Consider the following 20270-nt stretch of genomic DNA (forward strand, 5'->3'; position numbering starts at 1 on the left):
AGAGCAAGATGACCGTCATGACCGACCCGGCACTGGCCGCACTCGCCCACCGGCTCGGAGTGGCGGCCGCGTACGAGGACTGGACCGGGACCCGGGTCGCCGTCGAGGAGCGGACCATCGTTGCGGCCCTGGCCGCCCTCGGGGTGCCCGCCGGGACCGCCGAGGAGCGCGCCGCGGCGCTGGCCGAGCAGGACCGGCGGCACTGGGCACGGGCGTTGCCGCCGACCATCGTCGCGCGCTCGGGCAGCGACACCGCGTTCTGGGTTCACGTCGACCACGGCGCTCCGGCCCAGGTGTGGGTGCGCCTGGAGGACGGCACGGTCCGCGCCGGCCTGCGCCAGGCCGACAACTTCACTCCCCCGTTTCCGCTCGAGGGCAGGCTCGTCGGTGAGGCCACCTTCGTGCTGCCGGGCGATCTTCCGCTCGGATACCACCGGGTGCACCTGCGCTCGGGGAACTTCGAAGCCGAGGCCCCGCTGATCGTCACCCCGTCGTGGCTGGGCCTGCCGGCCCGGATGGGAGCCCGGCGGGTCTGGGGCCTGGCGACTCAGCTCTACAGCGTGCGATCGCGGGGATCCTGGGGTTTCGGCGACCTCACTGATCTCGCGGACCTGGCGGTCTGGGCGGGTTCGCGGCACCGCGCCGGCTATGTCCTGATCAATCCGCTGCACGCGGCGGCCCCCGGAAAGCCGATGGAGCCGTCCCCCTACCTGCCCACCTCGCGGCGATTCGTCAGCCCGCTCTATCTGCGCGTGGAGGCCATACCGGAGTTCGCGTTCGTGCGCGGCCGCGGCAAGATCGCGAAACTGCGGACCGCACTGCAGTCCCATGCCGCCGCATCCGACATCATCGACCGCGATGCGGTCTGGGCCGCCAAGCGCTCAGCGCTGTACAAGGTGTACGAGGTGGCCCGCTCGGCCGGCCGCCAATTGGCGTTCGAGGCGTTCAAAGAGCGGGAGGGCACCGCACTCGACGACTTCGCGACCTGGTGCGCGCTGGCCGAGGAACACGGCAACGACTGGCGCACATGGCCTGCGGGACTGCAGAATCCGGCCAGTCCCGAGGTCGCCGAGTTCGCCGATCGGCACCACCGCGCGGTGGAGTTCCACCGCTGGATGCAGTGGCAGCTCGACGACCAGCTGGCCGCAGCGCAATCCCAGGCGCTGCGGACCGGGATGCCGCTGGGCATCATGCACGACCTCGCCGTCGGAGTCCACCCGAACGGCGCCGACGCGTGGTCGCTGCAGGACGTGCTGGCCCAGGGCGTGACCGCCGGTGCCCCGCCGGATGAGTTCAATCAGCTGGGCCAGGACTGGTCCCAGCCGCCATGGCGGCCCGACCGGCTCGAAGAGCTTGGCTACCAACCGTTCCGGGCCCTGATCGAGGCGATCCTGCGCCATGCCGGCGGCGTGCGGATCGACCACGTCATCGGATTGTTCCGGCTGTGGTGGGTCCCCGACGGCGAGCTACCCACCAAGGGCACCTACGTCCGCTACAACCACGACGCCATGATCGGCATCGTCGCGCTGGAGGCGCACCGGGCCGGTGCGGTGGTGGTCGGAGAGGACCTGGGCACCGTCGAGCCCTGGGTGCGCGACTACCTGCGCGACCGCGGACTGCTGGGCACCTCGATCCTGTGGTTCGAGCTCGACCGCGACGGCCACGGCGGGCCACTGGAGGCCGAGCGCTGGCGGGAGCTGTGCCTGTCCTCGGTGACCACCCACGACCTGCCGCCCACCCCCGGTTACCTGGAGGGCGCCCACGTCAGGCTGCGCCACGAGCTCGGGCTGCTCACCCGGCCGGCCGAGGAGGAACTGGCCGACGACCAGGCCGAGCAGGAGGCCTGGCTGGCCGAGTTGCGCCGGGTCGGGCTGCTCGGAGCCGAGGCCGACGAAGAGGACGTGACGGTTGCGCTGTACCGCTATCTGGGCCGCACCCGGTCGCGGCTGCTGGCGCTGGCGCTGACCGACGCGGTCGGCGAGCGCCGCACCCAGAACCAGCCCGGCACCACCGACGAGTACCCGAACTGGCGGGTGCCGCTGGCCGGCCCGGACGGTCAGCAGATGCTGAACGAGGATGTGCTGACCGACCGGCGGGCCGCGGCGCTGGCCGAGGCCATGCGGGAGGCCACCGATCCGGGCTCCGGCTGAGGCTTGTGCCGGCACTGAGCGCGGGTCTGCTGCTCTACCGCGGCGCCGGTGCGGCGCTGGAGGTTCTCATCGGCCATCCCGGCGGGCCGTTCTGGGCCCGCAAGGATGACGGCGCCTGGTCGATTCCCAAGGGCGAGTACGCCTCCGGGGAGGATCCGTGGGCGGCGGCGCGACGCGAGTTCGCCGAGGAACTGGGCTGCCCGGCGCCGGAGGGTCCGCGCCTGGATCTCGGCTCGGCCAGGCAGCCCAGCAGCAAGGTGCTCACCGTGTTCGCCGTCGGAGCCGACCTCGACCTGGCCGGGTTCTGCAGCAACACCTTCACCCTCGAGTGGCCGCGGGGCTCCGGGCGGCTGCGGGAATTTCCCGAGCTCGACCGGGTGGCCTGGCTGCCGATAGAGCAGGCACGGGCCAAACTGCTCAACGGCCACACCGTCTTTCTGGACCGGCTGGTAGAGCAGCTGGGTTAGCGAACCACCTGCGCGGCTTCGGCCAGCGCCTCTCGGGCCGCCCGCCGGCGCAGGTCGATCGTCTCCCCGATCTGGCGAGCCAACCGATGGTCCTGCTCGACAACGATGTTCATGGCTTCTCGCGGAACCGCGACCAGGGTGGTGTCCGTTAGCGCCACCACACCGGTGATCATGCGCTGCCGGGTCAGTGAAGATCCACCGATGTAATCGCCCACGGTGAGTGTCCCCAGCGAGAGCCGCCGTCCGTCCGGGGCGACGGCGAACATCCCGACATCTCCGTCCGTGATGAAGCCGACGGCCTGCGGAACAGTGCTGACGTTCTGGATGATCTCGCCCTCGGCGAACGGCAGCACCCGGGCGCCGGCCAGCATGGTCGCAATCGCTTCGGGGCCGAGTCCGAAGGCGGCACCGATCATCTGGATCTGTTCAGTGACGTAGGCACGCTTCTGCTTGCCGTTCGTCTTCATGCCGCCCAGGTGCAACCCCGCCCGCTGGGCCGCGTACCAGGCGCGGTGCTGCAACAGTGTGGTGGTGCCGCCGTCGTCGGCGGGTGAGGCGATCGGAACCGAAACCCGGTACGTCGAATCGCCGATAGCCACTACTGCCGCCGAGGTGCCCACCAGCTTGGCGGGCAGCGCTTCGGCGACCGCCAAGAGCGCGGATTTGACCTGACCTGGCGGGTCGTCGGCGGAGAAGGTCAAGGTCGCCTTGGCCTTGAAGTACGGAGCCGTCGTGCGACTGAGATTGACAAACGCGTCGCCGGCGAGGGCGGCGTTGGGCACCACCTGCAGACCGTTCTCGGTATCGAGGTGAACCGCGCGCCAGTTCACCTCCACCACACGGCCCTTGCCGAATTTGGTGTCCAGCCAGTCCCCGATCCGGAAAGGCTGCTCGAAGAGCAGCAACAGACCCGAAATCACCGGGCCGACGGCGTTCTGCACGGCCAGTCCGATGACGATCGAGGTTACTCCCACGGCGGTGATCAACCCGCCGATGTTGGCGCCCCACACCCAGGAGAGCAGAAGTCCGATGCCGATGATGATCAGGATGAGCCGGCCGAGGTCGACGAATATCCCGGGCAGCCGATCACGCCACGTTCCGGCACGGGCTTCACCGAACAGCGCCGCGTTCGCGCCTGACAGCAGCACCAGCATGATGACAAACCCGACGACGGTGGCCGCCACCTTTGTCCAGGTGGCGTGGGCGGCAAGTTCGTCACCGTGGTTCAACTGGTCGATGAGCAGGTATACCGCGGCGGCCGGCAGTAACCAATTGCGCAGCAGCGCAACGGGTCTGGCATAGGCGCTACCTCGCCGGAGCAGTACGCCCTGGACTTCGTTGAGGATCAGCAGGGCCAGCGGCAACCCGACGACGACGGCGAGGGCCGGCCAGAACCACGGTTGACCGGTCAGGGTGGTCATGCCGGCTGCCGCGTTCCGACGTCCAAACGCCACACCGCTTCGGGACCGTCGGACCCGCTGATGGTGCCGGCTTCGGTGAACGGGTAGATGCCGACCACCGAGTTGTATACCCGGTCGCTGACGAAGACGCCGGGAGTTCGTGTCGCGGCGTGGACCCGGTGGGCGAGGTCGACGGCCTCGCCCCACAATGCATAGACGGTGGAGCGCTCCCCGACCAGACCGCTGGTGACCGGTCCGCTGTCGATCCCGATCCGCATGGACAACGCCGAAGCGTGCTGGTCGTTGAAACGGTCGAGAATGTCGGCGAGTTCCCGGGCGAACGCGATGGTGCGACTGGCGTGGTCGACCCGCGGCACCACCAGACCGCAGGTGGCCAGCAATCCGTTGTCCTGCATACTGCGTACCCGCTCCACCCCGTGCCGTTCGGCGGCGCCGTCGAACGCCTCCACAAGCGAATTGAGCATGGACACCGACTCTTCGGTGCTTAGGGTGCGGGCGAACTCGTCGAACCCGAGCAGTTGGGCGTAGATCACCGAGACGTCGCGGTGTTCGGTGCTGATGTTCTCCTCACCTTCCCGGAACCGGCGGGCCACCGGTTCGGGCATGAGGCTGGCGAGCAGCTCGTCATTCTCTTTGCGCTGGGCTTCGATGAGCTGTTGTTTGGTCTGCAGGCTGGTGCTCAGGTCGTTGAATGACGAGGCCAGTTCTCCGATCTCGTCACGTGACGTCACCGGAACGCGGATTCCGAGCTCCCCACCCTTGACTCGTTCAACGGCGGCTGCGAGCTGTTTCACCGGCCTGGTCAGGATTCGGGCGAACAGCAGAGCCAAGAGACACACCAACAGCACGATCGCGCCCGTTGAGAGGGCGATGTTGCGCGCGAACCTGGCGACCGGCGCCAGCGCCTCGCTCTCATGGATCCTGGCGATGACTGCGTAGCGCAGGCCTGGCAGATTCAGCGGTCCGTAGGCGGACAGCACTTTGACATTCCGGCCAAGGTAGTTGTCTCCCGTGCGCACCCCGGTATTCCCGCTGAGCGCCTCGGCGACCGATGTGCTGTCGCCCATCGACTGCAGCAACACGGTGTCCTCGGCGGCGAGTTCCCGCTTGACGATGTCCTCAGGAGTGCCGTGTTCGGCGGATTCGCGGGCAAAACGCTCCGGGTCCTCGAGTAGGAGTCGGGACACCGAGCGCATCAGTTTGTCCGGTCCGACCAGATAGGTCTCACCGGTCTTTCCCAGCCCGTCGCGGTCCCAGCCGCGGTTACCGGTCATGACGTTGTCCAGCTCCTCCGACGAGAGCTGCATGGCCAGAACGCCGTAGATACCGCCACCGTCACCGACCGGGGTGAGGATCCACGGTGTCGGCAGTCCGTAGGCCGGGGCGTACTCCTCGAAGTCGGTCAGGACGATCTCGTCCACCGATGTCGCCTGCATGGCCTTGCGGAAACCCTCGGCCAGTTTTCCGGCCTTGAACGAGCCGCCGTTGACGTTGGCGCCCAGGTCGATCTGCTTCAGTGTCGAGTAGACGACGTTGCCGTCGGTGTCGATCAGCAGGGCGTCGTCGAACGGGAACCTGCTGGCGAAGTCACCGAAGAAGGGTTGGTAACGCTCGTTGAACTTGGTCCAGGCGCTCGGGTCACCGGCGTTCATGATCTTCGCCGAAGCGGCGAAGTCGCCTTTGGCCGGCACCGTGTAGAGGCTCTGCAGATAGGTCTGGGCGTTGGACGTCGGACGGTACAACGCCCCGTCGACCTTCTGACCGCTGTACTTCTCCAGGGCCGGGTCGAAGACGTCCGTGTAGTACTTGTCCACCGCCTCCTTCGCGCCGGGCGGCAATGGGGTCTTCTGCAGCTCGGCGAACGCCCCGGTGAAGTCTTTCATCGCCGTGATCGCGGCGTTGGAATGGGTGAGCACCGTCGCAGCGTTGCTCAGGCCGGTGTAGAAGGTGGTGACCTCCCGGGCGCGGGACTCCCGCAGTTGGGTGAGTCGTTGGTACTCGGCGTCACGCAACGAATTGGTGCCGGAGACGTAGCCGATCAGCCCGGCGACGAGCACCGACAGCACGCTCACCGTCAGCAGCATCACCAACAGCTTCGACTGGAACCCCAGCGAGCGAAGCGCGCGCAACTCCGGTAGCCGGACCATCCAAGGCCTCCTCGATCTGCCGCGTTGCCGAACGGCCGGATCGTAGCGCAGAACCAGGAGGTTGCAGACCGTTAGCATCGACTCGATGACGAGCGATGACACCCCGCTGTGGCTGTTCGCCGACCAGCTAGGCCCCCGGGTTTACGGCGGGGAGCATGCCGAGCGTCCCGTGCTGCTCGTCGAGGCGACTTCGGCGTTGCGCCGCCGACGTTTTCACCGCCAGAAGCTGCACCTGATCCTCTCGGCGCTGCGGCACGCCGGCGCCGAACTGGGCGAGCGGGCCACGCTCATCCGGGCCGACAGTTACATCGAGGCGCTGCGCAGCTACGGCCAGCCGGTCCTGGTTCACCAGCCCACCTCGCACGCCGCCGAACGGTTCGTCCATCAGCTACGCCGCGACGGACTCGTCGCCGACGTCCTGCCCACCCCCACCTTCGCCCTGTCGCGCGAGGAGTTCGGGCGGTGGGCACGCCGGAAAGACGGCGCAAGCCGGACCCGGTTCCGCATGGAGGACTTCTACCGCGAGCAGCGGCGGCGGTTCGGCGTGCTGATGGAGGGCTCCGACCCGGCCGGCGGCCGGTGGAACTTCGACACCGACAACCGCGAGCCACCGCCGAGGGGGGCGCACTCGCTCGACGTCCCGCCGCCCTACCGGCCGGAGGAGGACGACATCGACGCCGCGGTGCGGCGCGACCTCGACGCGATGGCCATCGAGACCGTCGGCGCCGACGGGCCGCGGCTGTTCGCCGTCACCCCCGCCGAGGCGGACGCGGCGCTACGGCAGTTCATCGACCATCGGCTGAGCCTGTTCGGCCGCTACGAGGACGCCATGATGGGAGCCGACTGGGCGATGTCGCACTCGCTGCTGTCGGTGCCGCTCAACCTGGGGGTGCTGCATCCGCTGGACGCCGTGCACGCCGCCGAGCAGGCCTACCGCGGCGGCGCCGCGCCACTGGCCGCGGTCGAGGGATTCGTCCGTCAGATCCTCGGCTGGCGTGAGTACATGTGGCAGCTTTACTGGCACTTCGGCCCGGACTACCTCGACGCCAACCACCTCGGGGCGCACACCCCGCTGCCCGACTGGTGGGCCGGCCTGGACGCCGGCGCGGTGGAGGCGGAGTGTCTGCGCCAGGCACTGTCGGGGGTTCGGGACCGGGGCTGGGCGCACCACATCCAGCGGCTGATGGTGCTGGGCAATCACGCCCTGCAGCGGGGCTATCACCCCCGCGCGCTGTCGGACTGGTTCGCCTCGGCCTTCGTCGATGGCTTCGCGTGGGTGATGCCCACCAACGTCATCGGCATGAGTCAGCACGCCGACGGCGGCAGAGTCGCCACCAAGCCCTACACCTCCGGGGGCGCCTACATCAGCCGGATGAGCGACCACTGCGGGGCGTGCCGGTTCGACCCCAAGAAACGCCTGGGCCCGGACGCCTGCCCGTTCACCGCCGGGTACTGGGGTTTCGTTCACCGCCACCAGGAGATGCTGGCGGCCAACATGCGCACGGCGCGGTCGGTCTCGTCGATGCGGAGGCTGTCCGACATCGGCGCCGTCGTCGAGCAGGAACTCCACCGCGAAGCGTTCTGAAACATCCCCTGACCTGGCGGCGATACACCTGTGACCGGGGCGCCCGCCCGCGCTGCGCTATCTTCGAGTCCAGTACAGGAAGGTCTTGCGTGAGAAAGCTCATCCTGGCCGCCGTTGCGGCCGGCTCCGCCGCCGGAGCCCTGGCCGTCGGGTCCGGAACCGGCACCGGACTCGCCGACCCGGGCGTCAACACTCTCAACGTGGTCGGCGAACCGTATGCCAAGGCGGTGGCGATCCTCCGGGCGCAGGGCGTCAAGACGGTCTTCGGCGGGTCGGTGGGCAGCGATCTTCCCCAGGCGCAGTGCGTCGTCAAGAGCCAGAAGGTGCTCAGCGCCTCACACAAGATGCAGCTGGACCTCGACTGCACCGCCTCGGCCGGTCCCCAGCAGCCCGCGACCACCGCCACCGCGGGCACCCAGGGCGCTTCGGGCACTTCCGGGGCGCCGGCCACCGAGGCCGCGCGGCCCACCGCGGGAGCCCCCGGCGTGGTGACCGTGGTGCCCACCCCGGTGGGCTGATCCGGGCTAGGATCGCCTCGAGAACGTTCGGGAGGTAGCCGATGCTGCGGCCACGCCGCTTCGCCCGGGAGATCGACCCCGGCCCGGTGCAGATCCAGGCCCGCAGGGTCGACTTCGACCCCTCCGGGTCCCCGCTGCACTGGATTCCCGGCCACCCGGTGGCATCACACATGATCAGCCTGCTCAACGTCGTGCTGCCGGCCGCCGAACGATGGTTCGTGAGCACCTACAACGAGGCGCTGCCACTGGTCAGGGACGAACGGCTCGCCGAGGACATGCGGGGATTCATCGGCCAGGAGTCCGTCCACGCCGACACCCACGAGCAGGTTCTGCACGAGTTCATGGAGGCCCGGGGGGTGAATCCCAGGCCGATCCTCAGACAGGTCGACTACGTCGTGGGCAGGATCCTCGCCCCGAGCGTCTCGAAGAACCCCGCAAGGCGGTACAACCAACTCTGCGAACGGCTGTGGGTGATCGCCGCGATCGAGCACTACACGGCGGTGCTCGGCGACTTCGCCCTCAATTCCGCCTGGGACGACTTCGGCGCCGATCCGACCATGGTCGACCTGTTCCGCTGGCACGGCAGCGAGGAGGTCGAACACCGCTGTGTGGCGCACGACGTCGCCACCTACTTCCACGACAGCTACCTGGCCCGGATTCGCGCGATGGCGATGGCCGCGACGCTGATGTACGCGTTCTTCGAGCGCTCCACCTACTACCTGTGCCGCAACGATCCACACGCACGGATGAGCCTGTGGCAGATGGAGCGGACGCGCATGAGCGACTCGAGGCTGGGCCTGCTGCCCGAGTTCCGAAGTCTGTTCGGCACCAACACGCTGGCCTACTTCCGCCGTGACTACTCGCCGCTGGACGTCGGATCCACCGCGCAGGCCGTGGCCTACCTGGCGAGCTCCCCGGCCGCCCGCGCTGCGCACCTCTAGTGCTGGACCGTCTGCGCTCGGCCCCCAACCCGCTGCTCGCGCTGGCCGACGCGGCGGTCGCCGGTCTTTGGGCGATCACCGGGCTGCGGCGACCGACCCGGCCCGCCGAGCAACGCCGGTCCCTGACCCTGGTGGTGGCCGGACGGCAGGTGGTCGCCCACGACGAGAACGTCGTGGCACTGACCCTGTCGGCGGCTGACCGATCGCCGCTGCCGGCCTGGCATCCCGGTGCTCACCTCGACATCGGACTGCCCAGCGGACGGGTCCGGCAGTACTCGCTGTGCGGCGATCCGGCAGAGCGCCGCCGGTATCGGATCGCGGTGCGCCGCATCCCCGACGGGGGCGGGGGTTCGATCGAGGTGCACGACGCCCTGCCGGTGGGGTCGTCCGTTACCACCAGCGGGCCGCGGAATGCCTTCCCGCTGAGCGTCCCGGGGTACGGATCGCCGACCCGGCGGCTGCGATTCATCGCCGGAGGCATCGGCATCACGCCCATCCTGCCGATGCTCGGGATGGCCGAGCGGCTCGGCGTCGACTGGTCGATGATCTATGTCGGCAGAAGCGCCGACAGCCTTCCCTTCCTCGACGAGGTGCGCCGCTTCGGCGACCGGATACAGATCAGGACCGATGATGTCCACGGCATCCCCACCGCCGCGGACCTTCTTGGCGAATGCCCAGACGGGACAACGGTTTACGCCTGCGGTCCCGTCGACATGCTGACCCAGGTGAGACTGCGGCTCAGTGACCGCGAAGAGGTCGAGTTGCACTACGAGCGTTTCGCGGCCCCTCCCGTGCTGGACGGGCGGTGCTTCACCGCCACTGTTGCGTCCACCGGAACGACCGTGGAGGTGGCCGCCGACGAGACGCTGCTGGCGGCGCTGCGAAGGGCCGGCGTTGCCGCCCCCTACTCCTGCCAGCAGGGATTCTGCGGCACCTGCCGCATCGGCGTTCTCGACGGCGTTGTCCAGCACCGCGATTCGCTGTTGACCGCACCGGAGCGGGACGGCGGCCTGATGCTGACGTGCGTGTCCCGGGCCCCGGCTGACGGGCACCTGCTGCTGGACCTCTAGGCGTCCCAGGCCGCGGCCACCTGGGTGGCGACGTCGATGATTTTCGCCTGCTGGGATGCCGGGCTGTCGATCTCCTCGGCGACGTAGGCGGCCACGAAGCGGCGGATCTCGCCGTCCACCCCGCCGATGAGCCGGACGATCTCGCCGCGGAAGGACTTGGAGGTCACGTGCACCGCGATGTCCGAAGGCCTCGGCTTGGCGACGTCGATGACGATGATCAGCGGCTCCGCGGCCCTCGCGGTGGCGCGCAGTGCGATATCGCCGTCGACGAGAAACTTCTGCTTGTCCAGGCGCAGATCCACGATCAGTTCGATCAGAAGCGGGATGCGTACGGCGAAGGTGATGGTGTCCCCCACGCTGCGGGTCACGTTGGGCTGCTGGATCTTGACCCGGGCGGTGACCTTGGCCAGACCAGCAGGCCCCTGCGCCATCGGGCCCATCACGATGTCGCCGCCGGCGATTTCCGCGAACGCAGCGGCCACCCGCTCCTCGGTGACGGCGATCTCGAAGAAGCGCCGGCCGAACTCCTCGTAGCTGATGTAGTCGTGCGTGTGCATAGGGCTTCACTGTCTCACGCCGAAAGTCGACGCCGGGGCGCGGATCGGTAACAAATCGCCCCGGCCGCAGCCGGCCCTCAGAGCTCCAGCACCAGCGTGACCGGTCCGTCGTTGACCAGAGCGATCTGCATGTGCGCGCCGAACACACCGGTCGCCACCTCGGCGCCCAGCCGGCGCAGCTCCTCGGCGAAGGCGGCGACGAGCGGCTCGGCCAGCGTAGCCGGGGCTGCGGCATTCCAGGACGGCCTCCGGCCCTTGACCGTGCTGGCGTACAGGGTGAACTGGCTGACCACAAGTATCGGCGCCCCGACGTCCGCGGCGCAGCGCTGCTCGTCGAGGATCCGCAGACCCCAGAGCTTCTCGGCGAGTCGCCGTGCCATCTCGGCGGTGTCGTCGTGGGTCACCCCCACCAGGGCGAGCAGACCCTGGTGCTCCGGCCGGATCTCGCCGACGACTTCGCCCTCGACCGTCACCTGTGCGGAGGTGACGCGTTGCACCAGCACTCGCATAGACCAATCCTGCCGTGACTTTTCGCGTGTCCGTCGGCAATCAGCCAAACCTGCTGCATCCTCGCTGGTAAAAGTGCGGGCGACTAAGAACCTGGCGGCATTACGGCACGAAAACAGATCGGTGAATGCCGCTGCTAGATAACAGATTTGCTGTATCGAATCGGTATCGGATAGATGTAAATCGTTGGGAGGAAACGGATTTATTTATCACGAGCAGCACTGATGAAATGAAAAGTGAGACCCGCCACAGGTTTTGGTGATACGGCATTTGCATTGTTAGCGTTGGTGTCATGTTTGCTATCGCGGCAATTGCTTCGCTTATCGCACAGGTCTCCGGCACTCCGTATATCCCCGGTGGAGACACCCCGGCGGGCACGGACTGCTCCGGGCTGGCGTCGTGGGTCGCCAACGTGGCCTCGGGTCGTCCCGCGTTCGGCAGCCGGTTCAACACCGGCAACATCGAACCTGCTCTGCTGGCGCGTGGATTCCATTACGGCTCCGCACCGAACTCGGTGGTGATCGGATGGAACAGCGGCCACGCCGCGGTTACCCTCCCGGACGGCACCCCGGTCTCCAGCGGTGAGGGCGGCGCCGGAGTTCGCGTCGGCGGCGGGGGCGCATACCAGTCGCAGTTCAGCCATCACATGTATCTGCCGGTGCAGGCCGAGGAGAAGATCACCGCGGCCGAGATCCCCGCGGAGGCCGCGCCCGAGCAGGTGCCCCCGGAGCAGGCGCCCCCGGACCAGCGGGGCCCGGAACCGGCCGACGCCGGCCCGCCGGCTGACCTCGCCGCACCAGCCCCCGCGGCTCCGGCCGACGCGGCTCCGGTGGCCGACACCGCCGGGCCGGGCCCGGTCGACCACCTCTCGGGACCGGACGGGCTCGGCGAACCCGGACCCGGGCCCGCCGAACCGCCGGCCGAGGTGCCGGCGAGCTAGCAGAGCCGGGTCCACCGGCATGGCCGCACCCCCGCCGCGATCACGCGATCCCGGCGGGGTTAGATAAAACCCTGATCGCAAGCCAGCTCAACCGGGCGATAGGAGCAGCCATGTCCAGTGCCGGAGCGGACTCAGCCACGACGTTCGAGCAGCAGGTCGCCGAGACCCAGCGGTACTTCGACAGCCCGCGGTTCGACGGCATCACCCGGCTGTACACCGCCCGCCAGGTGGTCGAGCAGCGCGGCACGATACCGGTGGAGTACACCGTGGCGCGGGACGCCGCAACTGCCTTCTACGCACGGCTGCGCGAGCTTTTCGCCGACCACAAGTCGATCACCACCTTCGGTCCCTACTCTCCGGGCCAGGTGACCACCATGAAACGCTGCGGGATCGAGGGCATCTATCTGGGCGGCTGGGCCACCTCGGCGAAGGGCTCCACCACCGAGGATCCGGGTCCGGACCTGGCCAGCTACCCGCTCAGCCAGGTGCCCGACGAGGCAGCCGGGCTGGTGCGCGCCCTGCTCACCGCCGACCGCAACCAGCAGTACCTGCGGCTGCAGATGACGCCGGAACAGCGCGCGGCCACCCCGGCCGTCGACTACCGGCCGTTCATCATTGCCGACGCCGACACCGGGCATGGTGGGGATCCCCACGTGCGCAACCTGATCCGTCGTTTCGTCGAGGCCGGGGTCTCCGGCTACCACATCGAGGACCAGCGCCCCGGCACCAAGAAGTGCGGACACCAGGGCGGCAAGGTGCTCGTGCCGTCGGACGAACAGATCAAGCGGCTCAACACCGCCCGGTTCCAGCTCGACATCATGGGCGTGCCCGGAATCATCGTGGCCCGAACCGACGCCGAGGCCGCCAACCTGATCGACGGCCGGGCCGACGAGCGGGACCAGCCGTTCCTGCTCGGAGCCACCAACCTCACGATCCCGCCGTACAAAGCGTGCTTCCTGGCGATGATGCGCCGGTTCCACGACAGCGGGGTGACCGAACTCAACGGGCACCTGCTCTACGCCCTGCCCGAGGCTGAGTACGTTCAGGCCGGCGCCTGGCTTGAGAGCCGCGGTATCACCGCGCTGATCGACGAGGCCGCCGCGGCTTGGAACGCCGACCGGACCGGCTCGGTCGACGTGCTCTTCGACCGGGTCGAGTCCCAGTTCGTCGATGCGTGGCAGTCCGACGCCGGCCTTGAGACCTACGGCAACGCCGTCGCCGAAGTGCTGCGGTTCAAGGAGGCCGAGGGTGAGGCGATGGCGATGAAACCGGTCGAATGGGTGGAGTTCGCCCGGACCGCCTCGCTGTACGCGGCCCGGGAGAAGGCCGCCGAACTCGGCGTGAGCGCCGCCTGGGACTGCGAGCTGGCCCGCACCCCGGAGGGCTACTACCAGGTGCGCGGCGGCATTCCGTACGCGATTGCGAAATCCCTTGCCGCGGCGCCGTTCGCCGACCTGCTCTGGATGGAGACCAAGACCGCGGACCTGGCTGATGCCCGCGAGTTCGCCGAAGCCGTGCATGCGGTGTACCCGGACAAGATGCTGGCCTACAACCTCTCGCCCTCGTTCAACTGGGATACCACCGGGATGACCGATGAGCAGATGCGGGCCTTCCCGGAGGAGATCGGGAAGATGGGCTTCGTCTTCAACTTCATGACCTACGGCGGCCACCAGATCGACGGGGTGGCCGCCGAGGAGTTCGCCACCGCGCTGCGCCAGGAGGGCATGCTGGCCCTGGCCCGTTTGCAGCGCAAGATGCGCCTGCTCGAGTCGCCCTATCGCACCCCCCAGACCCTGGTCGGCGGACCGCGCAGCGACGCCGCGCTGGCCGCCTCGTCCGGACGCACCGCCACCACCAAGGCGATGGGCAAGGGCTCGACCCAGGTGCAGCACCTGGTGCAGACCGAGGTGCCCAAGAAGCTCCTGGAGGACTGGCTGGCGCTGTGGAGCGAGCACTACAAGCTCGGCGAACGGCTGCGCGTGCAACTGCGCCCGCACCAGGCCGGCTCGGATGTCCTGGAGCTGGCGATCTTCGGCGACACCGACGGCGAGAAGCTCGCGGACGTGCTCTTCGACCCGATCAAGGACCGGCACGGACGCAGCATCCTGACCGTCCGCGACCAGAACACCTACTCGGCCAAGTTGCGTCAGAAGCGGCTGATGACTTTGATCCATCTCTGGCTGGTGCACCGGTTCAAGGCTGAAGCGGTCTACTACGTCACCCCCACCGAGGACAACAAATACCAGACCGAGAAGATGAAGGCGCACGGCATCTTCTCCACTGTGAACAACGACGTGGGCGGGATCATCGTCGCCGATGTGAACTACCCGCGCATCGCCGAACTGCTCGAGCCCGACCGCAAGGCACTGCAGAAACTGCTTCGTAAGCAGGACTGAGGATGGCGCTCAGCAGCGCGCAAGGGCGTCGGCGAGGGCCTTTCTCTCCTTGGCCGACAGCCACAGCCCGTAGGCGGTCTTGACGTCGATCTGACGTACGACGAAGTCGCACCGGAAGGCCTGATTGGGCGGCAGCCAGGACGCGGCGTCCCGGAAGGCTTTGTCGAAATTGGCTTTTGGACTCACGGCGAGCAGGTTGCGCGGATCGTTGGCGAAGTCCAGCCGCCGCTGCGCGTCCCAGGCGCGCGCGCCCTTGTACCAGGCGTCGGCCAGTGACACGACATGGTCGATCTCGATGCTGTTGGAGGTGTCCGGGCCGCGTACGAAGTCGATGGTCGCACCGGTGTAGGGATCGACCAGGGTGCCACTCTGCGCGAAGCAGGTGAACGGCCGCACCACAAGGTTTTTCAGGTCGCGGCGCAGGATGTCGTCGCGGGTGTTGCAGCCGTTGTGGCCGAACTCCACGTTGACGTCGTCACTCCAGGCCTCGCCGAACTGGCGGCGCTGGAAATCCGAGGTGCGGTCCCACCCCCGCACCGGCAGGTCGCGCAGTTGGCGCCGGGCGTTGTCATAGGGAGACGGCGCGGGCGGCACGACCGGCGAAGCCGCGTTCGCCGAACTGGTCGACTCCCCGGCCCGCCAGGTCGGCGACGGCCCGGACATCGGCGACGACGAACGCTCCTGCCACACCAGGACCGCGGCCACCCCCCCGACCAGCAGGACGGCCAGCCCCGCGATCGTGCCGCGGCGGCGCCACCGACGGGCCCGGGCGGAGGGCTTGACGGCGGTCACCCCTGAGTCCCCGGCTGGTCCGGCGTCAGGTGCCCGGGGTGTGCAGCGGCAGTTCGACGTTGATGTCGGAGATGTTGATCCAGCCGTAGCTCCAGAAGTTCTCGTAGTTCACCGCGGAGCTGGTGATCTGCAACTGCAGCGAGTCGCCCTCCTCGACGGTGTAGACGATGTCTTCCAACGGGACGGTGACGGTCTGCTCGCGACCGTTGAGCGTGACCTGGATCGGGGTGACGATATTGCTCAGCACCAGACGCGTCGTCTGATCGACCAGCTGCGCATACACGGTGTGCCCGGTGCCCAGACCCGAGTAGGTGAAGCTGAGCGTCGGGGAGCCGACGACCTGCTTGCCGACCGGCGGGGTCAGCTCGAGGTTGACCGCGTTGCGGGCCGGCCCGGCGTTGACGATCGAGAACGGCAGATCCCTGATCGGGTACGGGCCCGAGCCGCCCAGCACCGGCCACAGCGGCAGGAACCCGCCCTTGCCCGCAGCCGGTGCGTAGCTGCCCTGGTTGAACGCCGGATCCCACGGCAACTTGTCGGAGCTCCAGTAGAGGCCGTTCTGGTCGTACCACTGGAACCTCGGGATGACGTCGGCCGGCTGATCGACGTTCCCGGCGACGTACTGGTCGAGCCAGCGCAGGTTCTGGATCACGCCCTGCGCGTCCTGCTCGGCGGGCTTCTCGGCGATGTCGCAGGTGCCGTGTCCGCCGCAGAACCAGAACAGCCGGTAGTCCGGGCTGATCCCGTTGGCGCTGATGGTCTTGCCGGCGGCCACCGACTCCGACAGCGGGAACAAGGTGTCGTCGATGCCCTGGAACTGCAGGGTGGGCGCCTGCTGTTCGGTGAGCAGGACGGTCGGGCCGACGCTGGACAGCACCGCCTGGGAACTCGGGCTCAGGAAACCGAACACCGCCCCGGTGAAGATGCCCTGGTAGATCGACGGGTTCACCCGCGCCCCGGTGACCGCCAGGGCCGCGACCAGGATCGCGCCCCAGCCGGTCTTGAACGCGGCGGTGTTGCCGTCGCCCGGGTACAGCGAACTGATCAGCGAGTTCCAGCCGATCTCCGGGGTGATGGCATCGATCCGGGGGTCGACGGTGGTCAGCTGGATGCCGCCGCCGTAGGAGCCGCCGGTCATACCGACCCGCGGGTCGCCGTCGACCGCCGAGACCTGGCCGGCCGCCGGGTTGGTGGAACCGGTCAGCCAGGAGATCATCGACGAGACGTCGCGTCCCTCGAGCATCGGGTTGTCGATGTTCAACTGACCCCCGGAAGCGAACTCGCCGCGGGGATCCCAGGTGACCACGTTGTAGCCGCCGCCGCCGTCGTAGGTCTGCGGGTCGAGCACGAACGACTGGAACCTGTCGTCCCGCAGCGGGGCGATACCCGGGGTGAGGCTGCCGAACTGCTGACTGATGAACAGCTGTCCGTAGCGGGTCAGCGGATCGGTGTTGGCCGCGCACGCCAGACCCGAGGCGGCCAGCACGGTCGGCGCGTTGTCGACCGCGCCGGTGGAGACGTTGGTTGCCGGGAAGTAGTTCAGGCTGATCAACGTGCCGTCGAAGGACGGCATCTTGTAGGTGAAGGCCGTCGGCCGGTCCTCGGCCAGGGCATTGGGTGTCACAGTGAATTCGGCCACGGTCGCCCGGCCGATGAGCGGCGAGGCCAGGGTGTTGACGACCGGGATTCGGTGGATGACCGCCAGCGCCTGCGGCACCAGCAGACCGCCCAGCGGACCCAGGACTTTGATGATGCGCTGGTCGAACTTCGACAGCTCCATGGCCATGACCCTGAACTGCTCGGCCGCTCCGGGGGTGGTCAACGTGGCGGCGTCGGGGATGTAGCTGAACCCACCGTCGGGCGAGTAGAAGTTCGACAGCGGAAGCAGTGGGCCGCCGCCGATCTTGCCGCCGGCGTTGGGCCTGCCGACGCCCACGTAGGCCAGTGGCAGGCCGCTCGCCGAGGTTGCATTGACGGTGCCGACGAGCACCCCGGGCAGTGCGGTCGCGACCGGAACGCCTCTGGCGGGGTCCGGCCCGATTGTCCCGCCCCATTCGACCGTCGGGTTCACCGTGACACCGCCGGCCGCTTTCAGCGACCCGGACAGCGGCTGCTTGCGCGCGGCCGCCAGTGGCGGCCGGGGCCGCGGGTCGCTCAGCGAGGGGGCCGCAGCAGCGGCGAGCCGGGCCGAACCCGGCTGCGCCGCAGCGGGTTGCGCGACGGTCACGACCCCAGCGGCCGACGGCGGGCCGGCGGCCGGGGACTTCGCGCGTGCGGTGCTTCGCGGTGCGGCCGCCGTCCCCGCGCGGGCCGGTCGCGCCGGGCCGCGCTTGGCGTGCGCCGCACCCGGGGACTGCGCCGAACCGGCGCCGCTGTCAGAAACCGCGGTGTCCGCCGACGCGGTCGCTCCACCGCCGTAGACGACGGCACCGACGCCCAGTGCCACGGCCAGTCCCCCGACCCGGCCGACAAACCTTCCAGCAGTCATGCCCTTCACCGCCTCTCCCCTCCAGTCCCCTACCGGCCGGACCTGGCCTTGAGGCCGCCTCCGGCGTGCGTGGTGCAAAGAGTTACCACAGTGACCACCCGTTATGGCCGGATTCGAACAGCTCGGTCGGCGCGAACGCTCAGCGGCCGGCGACGGAGAATGGCCAATTCGGCACGCCCGCACCGGCGGCGTTGCTACGTTGCCGTGCATCATTTTTCCCAGGAAGGCGGTCCCTGACGTGAGACGAACTCCTCTGCTCGGCGAGTGCTCGGCCGAATTCTTCGGGACGATGATCCTGATCCTGTTCGGATGCGGGGTGGTCGCACAGGTGGTCACCGGGGGCGGCAAGCTGGGGACGGACCCCGGATCGACCGGGGACTACAACTCGATCGCCTGGGGCTGGGGTCTCGGGGTGGCCATGGCGGTCTATGTCGCCGGGCGGCTCAGCGGCGCGCACCTCAATCCCGCCGTGACCGTGGCGCTGGCGGCCTTCAAGGGTTTTCCCGCCCGCAAGATCGCCCCCTACATCGCCGCCCAGGTGGCCGGGGCCTTCGTCGGGGCGTTGGTGGTGCGGTTCAACTACAGCGACCTCATTCACAACGTCGACCCCGATCACACCAAGGCCACCCAGGGAATCTTCTCCACCTCGCCGGACGCCAACGTGTCGATCTACACCGCGTTCACCGACCAGATGATCGGGACCGCGATCCTGGTGGCGGTCATCTTCGCGCTGACCAGTGCGGTCAACAACCCGCCGTTGGCGAACACCGGCCCGCTGATCATCGGCCTGCTGGTGGTCGCCATCGGTCTGGGCTGGGGCGCCAATGCCGGTTACGCCATCAACCCGGCCCGCGACTTCGGCCCCCGGCTGGCCTCCTTCATCACCGGTTACCACGAAGCCTGGTTCTCCGCGAACGGTCCGCAGTTGTACTTCTGGGTGCCCGTCATCGCCCCGATCATCGGCGGGCTGATCGGCGGCGCACTCTTCGTGTTCTGCATCGAGAAGTTCCTCCCGGCCGCGGTGACGAATCCGGCCGAGATCGGCGTGGTCGAACCGACGCCGCTGCGCTGAGCCGACCGCGCGTCCCCCGTCGCGAGCCCGGGGTTCACCCGTACGGCACAATGCCAGCCATGAGTGAAGTCACCATCAAAACCCTGACCGACGGCCCCCTCGAGGTGTCCGGCGACGTCGAGATCCTGGCGTCGGACGGCACCGTGATCAAACAGACCAGCAAGAGTTTCCTGTGCCGCTGCGGCCACTCGGAGAACAAACCGTTCTGCGACGGGGCGCATAAGCGCGAGGGCTTCACCGCCCCCTGACGGCCGCCGTGGGCGGGATCGGACTCCGGCGGCTACCATGGAAACAGGACAGCCCCCGGAAAATCGGCGGGCTAGGGGATTCACTTTGACAGACAGGACGCATCATGACTTCTGGCCTTTTGCCGCGCCGGATCGCGATCGCCGCCGCAGGTACAGCGCTGGCGGCTATGGGGGCTTTGACCGCGTGCAGCCCGACCACCGAGAAGGAAGCACCGACCAGCACCACCACCGTCACCTCGGCGCCCAGCGCGACGTCATCCAGCCTGACCCCCAGCGAGAAGGCTGTGGGTCCGGGCATCACCAACTCGTTCAGCCCGTCGGTGAGGGCCGGCCAACCGGGCGCGGTCTGCCAGCAGCTGGTCAACGGCGTCTGCGTCCGCTGAGCCGGTCGACGTTGCGGCTATCGGCGGTGGCCGCCGCGGCGGCGGCCACGGCACTGGCGTGCGCCCTGCCTGCCCAGGCCGATCCGGCGAGCTGGAACGGCTGGTACCGGATCACCTTCCACACCGACCAGAAGTCGGGAACAAGTTCGGCGGCCAAGCAGTCCGAGGAGCCCTACACCGTCTCCTACAAGTTCGCCACGGACTGTTCGAGCGGGACCTGCGTCGCCTCGATCGTGGACGGTCCGGCCACCAAGGAGAACGTGACGCAGTCGACCACGTTCACCTGGAACGGCGCGCAGTGGTCGAGAACCAATAACTGGCGCTGGGACTGCCTGCTTCCGGACCGGACGATCACCTTCGAACCGGCCAGTTCGGTGACCACCTACACCCCGCAGTCGGACGGATCACTGACCGGCACCTTCGCCACCAACATCGGCAGCGGCGACTGCCAGGGCACGGTCTACATCCCGCTGACCGCCGCACCCGCCTAGCTCCGGCCCGCCGGACGGCGGGAAGTCGCAGGCCAACGTCGTTCGACCGGTCCCGTCGCACCCCTTCACGCCAGCCGAATCCGGGTATTTCCGGTTT

General features: G+C 68.5%; 18 protein-coding genes. 12 read left to right on the top strand and 6 right to left on the bottom strand.

What is annotated here, in order from left to right; all coding sequences use genetic code 11:
- Positions 1 to 8: 8 nt before the first annotated feature.
- Positions 9 to 2150: a 4-alpha-glucanotransferase gene (malQ, locus tag ACKOQ4_RS07950; RefSeq protein ID WP_526290566.1), complete on the top strand. Its 2142-nt coding sequence runs from the start codon at positions 9 to 11 to the stop codon at positions 2148 to 2150.
- A gap of 5 nt (positions 2151 to 2155) precedes the next feature.
- Positions 2156 to 2617: an NUDIX hydrolase gene (locus ACKOQ4_RS07955; protein ID WP_526290568.1), complete on the top strand. Its 462-nt coding sequence runs from the start codon at positions 2156 to 2158 to the stop codon at positions 2615 to 2617.
- On the opposite strand, the gene ACKOQ4_RS07960 is transcribed toward ACKOQ4_RS07955, so the two are convergent.
- Together ACKOQ4_RS07960 and ACKOQ4_RS07965 are read right to left on the bottom strand one after the other, a co-directional pair.
- A complete protein-coding gene (locus ACKOQ4_RS07960; protein WP_526290570.1) occupies positions 2614 to 4038 on the bottom strand; it encodes a mechanosensitive ion channel domain-containing protein in 1425 nt (474 codons plus the stop codon). The two genes, ACKOQ4_RS07955 and ACKOQ4_RS07960, sit on opposite strands and share 4 nt — an antisense overlap.
- Entirely contained in the window at positions 4035 to 6185 is a 2151-nt protein-coding gene (locus ACKOQ4_RS07965) for an adenylate/guanylate cyclase domain-containing protein (protein WP_526290572.1), read from the bottom strand. The genes ACKOQ4_RS07960 and ACKOQ4_RS07965 overlap by 4 nt, the downstream gene beginning before the upstream one ends.
- An 85-nt stretch (positions 6186 to 6270) precedes the next feature.
- On the opposite strand from ACKOQ4_RS07965, the gene ACKOQ4_RS07970 reads away from it, so the two are divergent.
- From ACKOQ4_RS07970 to ACKOQ4_RS07985, 4 genes are all read left to right on the top strand, one after another.
- Complete coding sequence (locus ACKOQ4_RS07970) at positions 6271 to 7770, top strand: cryptochrome/photolyase family protein (protein ID WP_526290574.1); 1500 nt, start codon at positions 6271 to 6273, stop codon at positions 7768 to 7770.
- An 89-nt stretch (positions 7771 to 7859) separates the two neighbouring features.
- The gene (locus ACKOQ4_RS07975) at positions 7860 to 8288 is read left to right on the top strand and encodes a hypothetical protein (RefSeq protein ID WP_526290576.1); all 429 of its coding nucleotides are present in this window, start codon (positions 7860 to 7862) and stop codon (positions 8286 to 8288) included.
- Positions 8289 to 8329: 41 nt separating this feature from the next.
- Entirely contained in the window at positions 8330 to 9229 is a 900-nt protein-coding gene (locus ACKOQ4_RS07980; protein ID WP_526290578.1) for a metal-dependent hydrolase, read from the top strand.
- Positions 9229 to 10299 carry a PDR/VanB family oxidoreductase gene (locus ACKOQ4_RS07985; protein WP_526290580.1) on the top strand — a complete coding sequence of 357 codons (1071 nt, stop codon included), beginning with the start codon at positions 9229 to 9231 and terminating at the stop codon, positions 10297 to 10299. The genes ACKOQ4_RS07980 and ACKOQ4_RS07985 overlap by 1 nt, the downstream gene beginning before the upstream one ends.
- On the opposite strand, the gene ACKOQ4_RS07990 is transcribed toward ACKOQ4_RS07985, so the two are convergent.
- Positions 10296 to 10856 carry a hypothetical protein gene (locus ACKOQ4_RS07990; RefSeq protein WP_526290582.1) on the bottom strand — a complete coding sequence of 187 codons (561 nt, stop codon included), beginning with the start codon at positions 10854 to 10856 and terminating at the stop codon, positions 10296 to 10298. The two genes, ACKOQ4_RS07985 and ACKOQ4_RS07990, sit on opposite strands and share 4 nt — an antisense overlap.
- Positions 10857 to 10933: 77 nt before the next feature.
- Positions 10934 to 11365, bottom strand: a complete 432-nt coding sequence (dtd, locus tag ACKOQ4_RS07995; protein ID WP_526290584.1) for a D-aminoacyl-tRNA deacylase — start codon at positions 11363 to 11365, stop codon at positions 10934 to 10936.
- A gap of 290 nt (positions 11366 to 11655) precedes the next feature.
- Between dtd and ACKOQ4_RS08000 the strand changes: the two genes are divergently transcribed.
- The gene (locus ACKOQ4_RS08000; RefSeq protein WP_526290586.1) at positions 11656 to 12303 is read left to right on the top strand and encodes a peptidoglycan endopeptidase; all 648 of its coding nucleotides are present in this window, start codon (positions 11656 to 11658) and stop codon (positions 12301 to 12303) included.
- 110 nt (positions 12304 to 12413) lie between these two features.
- The gene (gene aceA, locus ACKOQ4_RS08005; protein ID WP_526290588.1) at positions 12414 to 14699 is read left to right on the top strand and encodes an isocitrate lyase ICL2; all 2286 of its coding nucleotides are present in this window, start codon (positions 12414 to 12416) and stop codon (positions 14697 to 14699) included.
- A gap of 9 nt (positions 14700 to 14708) precedes the next feature.
- Here aceA and ACKOQ4_RS08010 read toward each other — a convergent pair whose 3' ends face one another.
- Together ACKOQ4_RS08010 and ACKOQ4_RS08015 are read right to left on the bottom strand one after the other, a co-directional pair.
- Positions 14709 to 15491 (bottom strand): GmrSD restriction endonuclease domain-containing protein, encoded by a 783-nt coding sequence (locus ACKOQ4_RS08010; protein WP_526290590.1) that lies wholly within the window; start codon positions 15489 to 15491, stop codon positions 14709 to 14711.
- Between the two features lie 25 nt (positions 15492 to 15516).
- Positions 15517 to 17979, bottom strand: a complete 2463-nt coding sequence (locus ACKOQ4_RS08015; protein WP_526290592.1) for a CocE/NonD family hydrolase — start codon at positions 17977 to 17979, stop codon at positions 15517 to 15519.
- A gap of 238 nt (positions 17980 to 18217) precedes the next feature.
- Here ACKOQ4_RS08015 and ACKOQ4_RS08020 point away from each other — a divergent pair, with 238 nt between their 5' ends.
- The 4 genes from ACKOQ4_RS08020 (at position 18218) to ACKOQ4_RS08035 (ending at position 20173) form a co-directional block, all read left to right on the top strand.
- Positions 18218 to 19051 carry an MIP/aquaporin family protein gene (locus ACKOQ4_RS08020; RefSeq protein ID WP_526290594.1) on the top strand — a complete coding sequence of 278 codons (834 nt, stop codon included), beginning with the start codon at positions 18218 to 18220 and terminating at the stop codon, positions 19049 to 19051.
- Positions 19052 to 19110: 59 nt separating this feature from the next.
- Positions 19111 to 19299, top strand: coding sequence for a CDGSH iron-sulfur domain-containing protein (locus tag ACKOQ4_RS08025; protein WP_526290596.1), 189 nt, complete (start codon positions 19111 to 19113; stop codon positions 19297 to 19299).
- 104 nt (positions 19300 to 19403) lie between these two features.
- The gene (locus ACKOQ4_RS08030; protein ID WP_526290598.1) at positions 19404 to 19682 is read left to right on the top strand and encodes a hypothetical protein; all 279 of its coding nucleotides are present in this window, start codon (positions 19404 to 19406) and stop codon (positions 19680 to 19682) included.
- Between the two features lie 26 nt (positions 19683 to 19708).
- On the top strand, positions 19709 to 20173 hold the full coding sequence (locus ACKOQ4_RS08035) for an Rv2253 family sensor-like surface protein (protein ID WP_526290600.1): 465 nt from the start codon (positions 19709 to 19711) through the stop codon (positions 20171 to 20173).
- The last annotated feature ends 97 nt before the right edge of the window (positions 20174 to 20270 follow it).

The organism is Mycobacterium sp. (assembly GCF_046095365.1).
Taxonomy (GTDB): Bacteria; Actinomycetota; Actinomycetes; order Mycobacteriales; family Mycobacteriaceae; genus Mycobacterium.

What these genes read in the sequence shown, in the direction of transcription:
- ACKOQ4_RS07960 (WP_526290570.1), bottom strand. Translation starts at nt 4,038, where the DNA reads ATGACCACCCTGACCGGTCAACCGTGGTTCTGGCCGGCCCTCGCCGTC.
- ACKOQ4_RS08025 (WP_526290596.1), top strand. Translation starts at nt 19,111, where the DNA reads ATGAGTGAAGTCACCATCAAAACCCTGACCGACGGCCCCCTCGAGGTG.
- ACKOQ4_RS08015 (WP_526290592.1), bottom strand. Translation starts at nt 17,979, where the DNA reads ATGACTGCTGGAAGGTTTGTCGGCCGGGTCGGGGGACTGGCCGTGGCA.
- dtd (WP_526290584.1), bottom strand. Translation starts at nt 11,365, where the DNA reads ATGCGAGTGCTGGTGCAACGCGTCACCTCCGCACAGGTGACGGTCGAG.
- ACKOQ4_RS07980 (WP_526290578.1), top strand. Translation starts at nt 8,330, where the DNA reads ATGCTGCGGCCACGCCGCTTCGCCCGGGAGATCGACCCCGGCCCGGTG.
- ACKOQ4_RS07965 (WP_526290572.1), bottom strand. Translation starts at nt 6,185, where the DNA reads ATGGTCCGGCTACCGGAGTTGCGCGCGCTTCGCTCGCTGGGGTTCCAG.
- ACKOQ4_RS07990 (WP_526290582.1), bottom strand. Translation starts at nt 10,856, where the DNA reads ATGCACACGCACGACTACATCAGCTACGAGGAGTTCGGCCGGCGCTTC.
- ACKOQ4_RS07970 (WP_526290574.1), top strand. Translation starts at nt 6,271, where the DNA reads ATGACGAGCGATGACACCCCGCTGTGGCTGTTCGCCGACCAGCTAGGC.
- ACKOQ4_RS08030 (WP_526290598.1), top strand. Translation starts at nt 19,404, where the DNA reads ATGACTTCTGGCCTTTTGCCGCGCCGGATCGCGATCGCCGCCGCAGGT.
- aceA (WP_526290588.1), top strand. Translation starts at nt 12,414, where the DNA reads ATGTCCAGTGCCGGAGCGGACTCAGCCACGACGTTCGAGCAGCAGGTC.
- ACKOQ4_RS08000 (WP_526290586.1), top strand. Translation starts at nt 11,656, where the DNA reads ATGTTTGCTATCGCGGCAATTGCTTCGCTTATCGCACAGGTCTCCGGC.
- malQ (WP_526290566.1), top strand. Translation starts at nt 9, where the DNA reads ATGACCGTCATGACCGACCCGGCACTGGCCGCACTCGCCCACCGGCTC.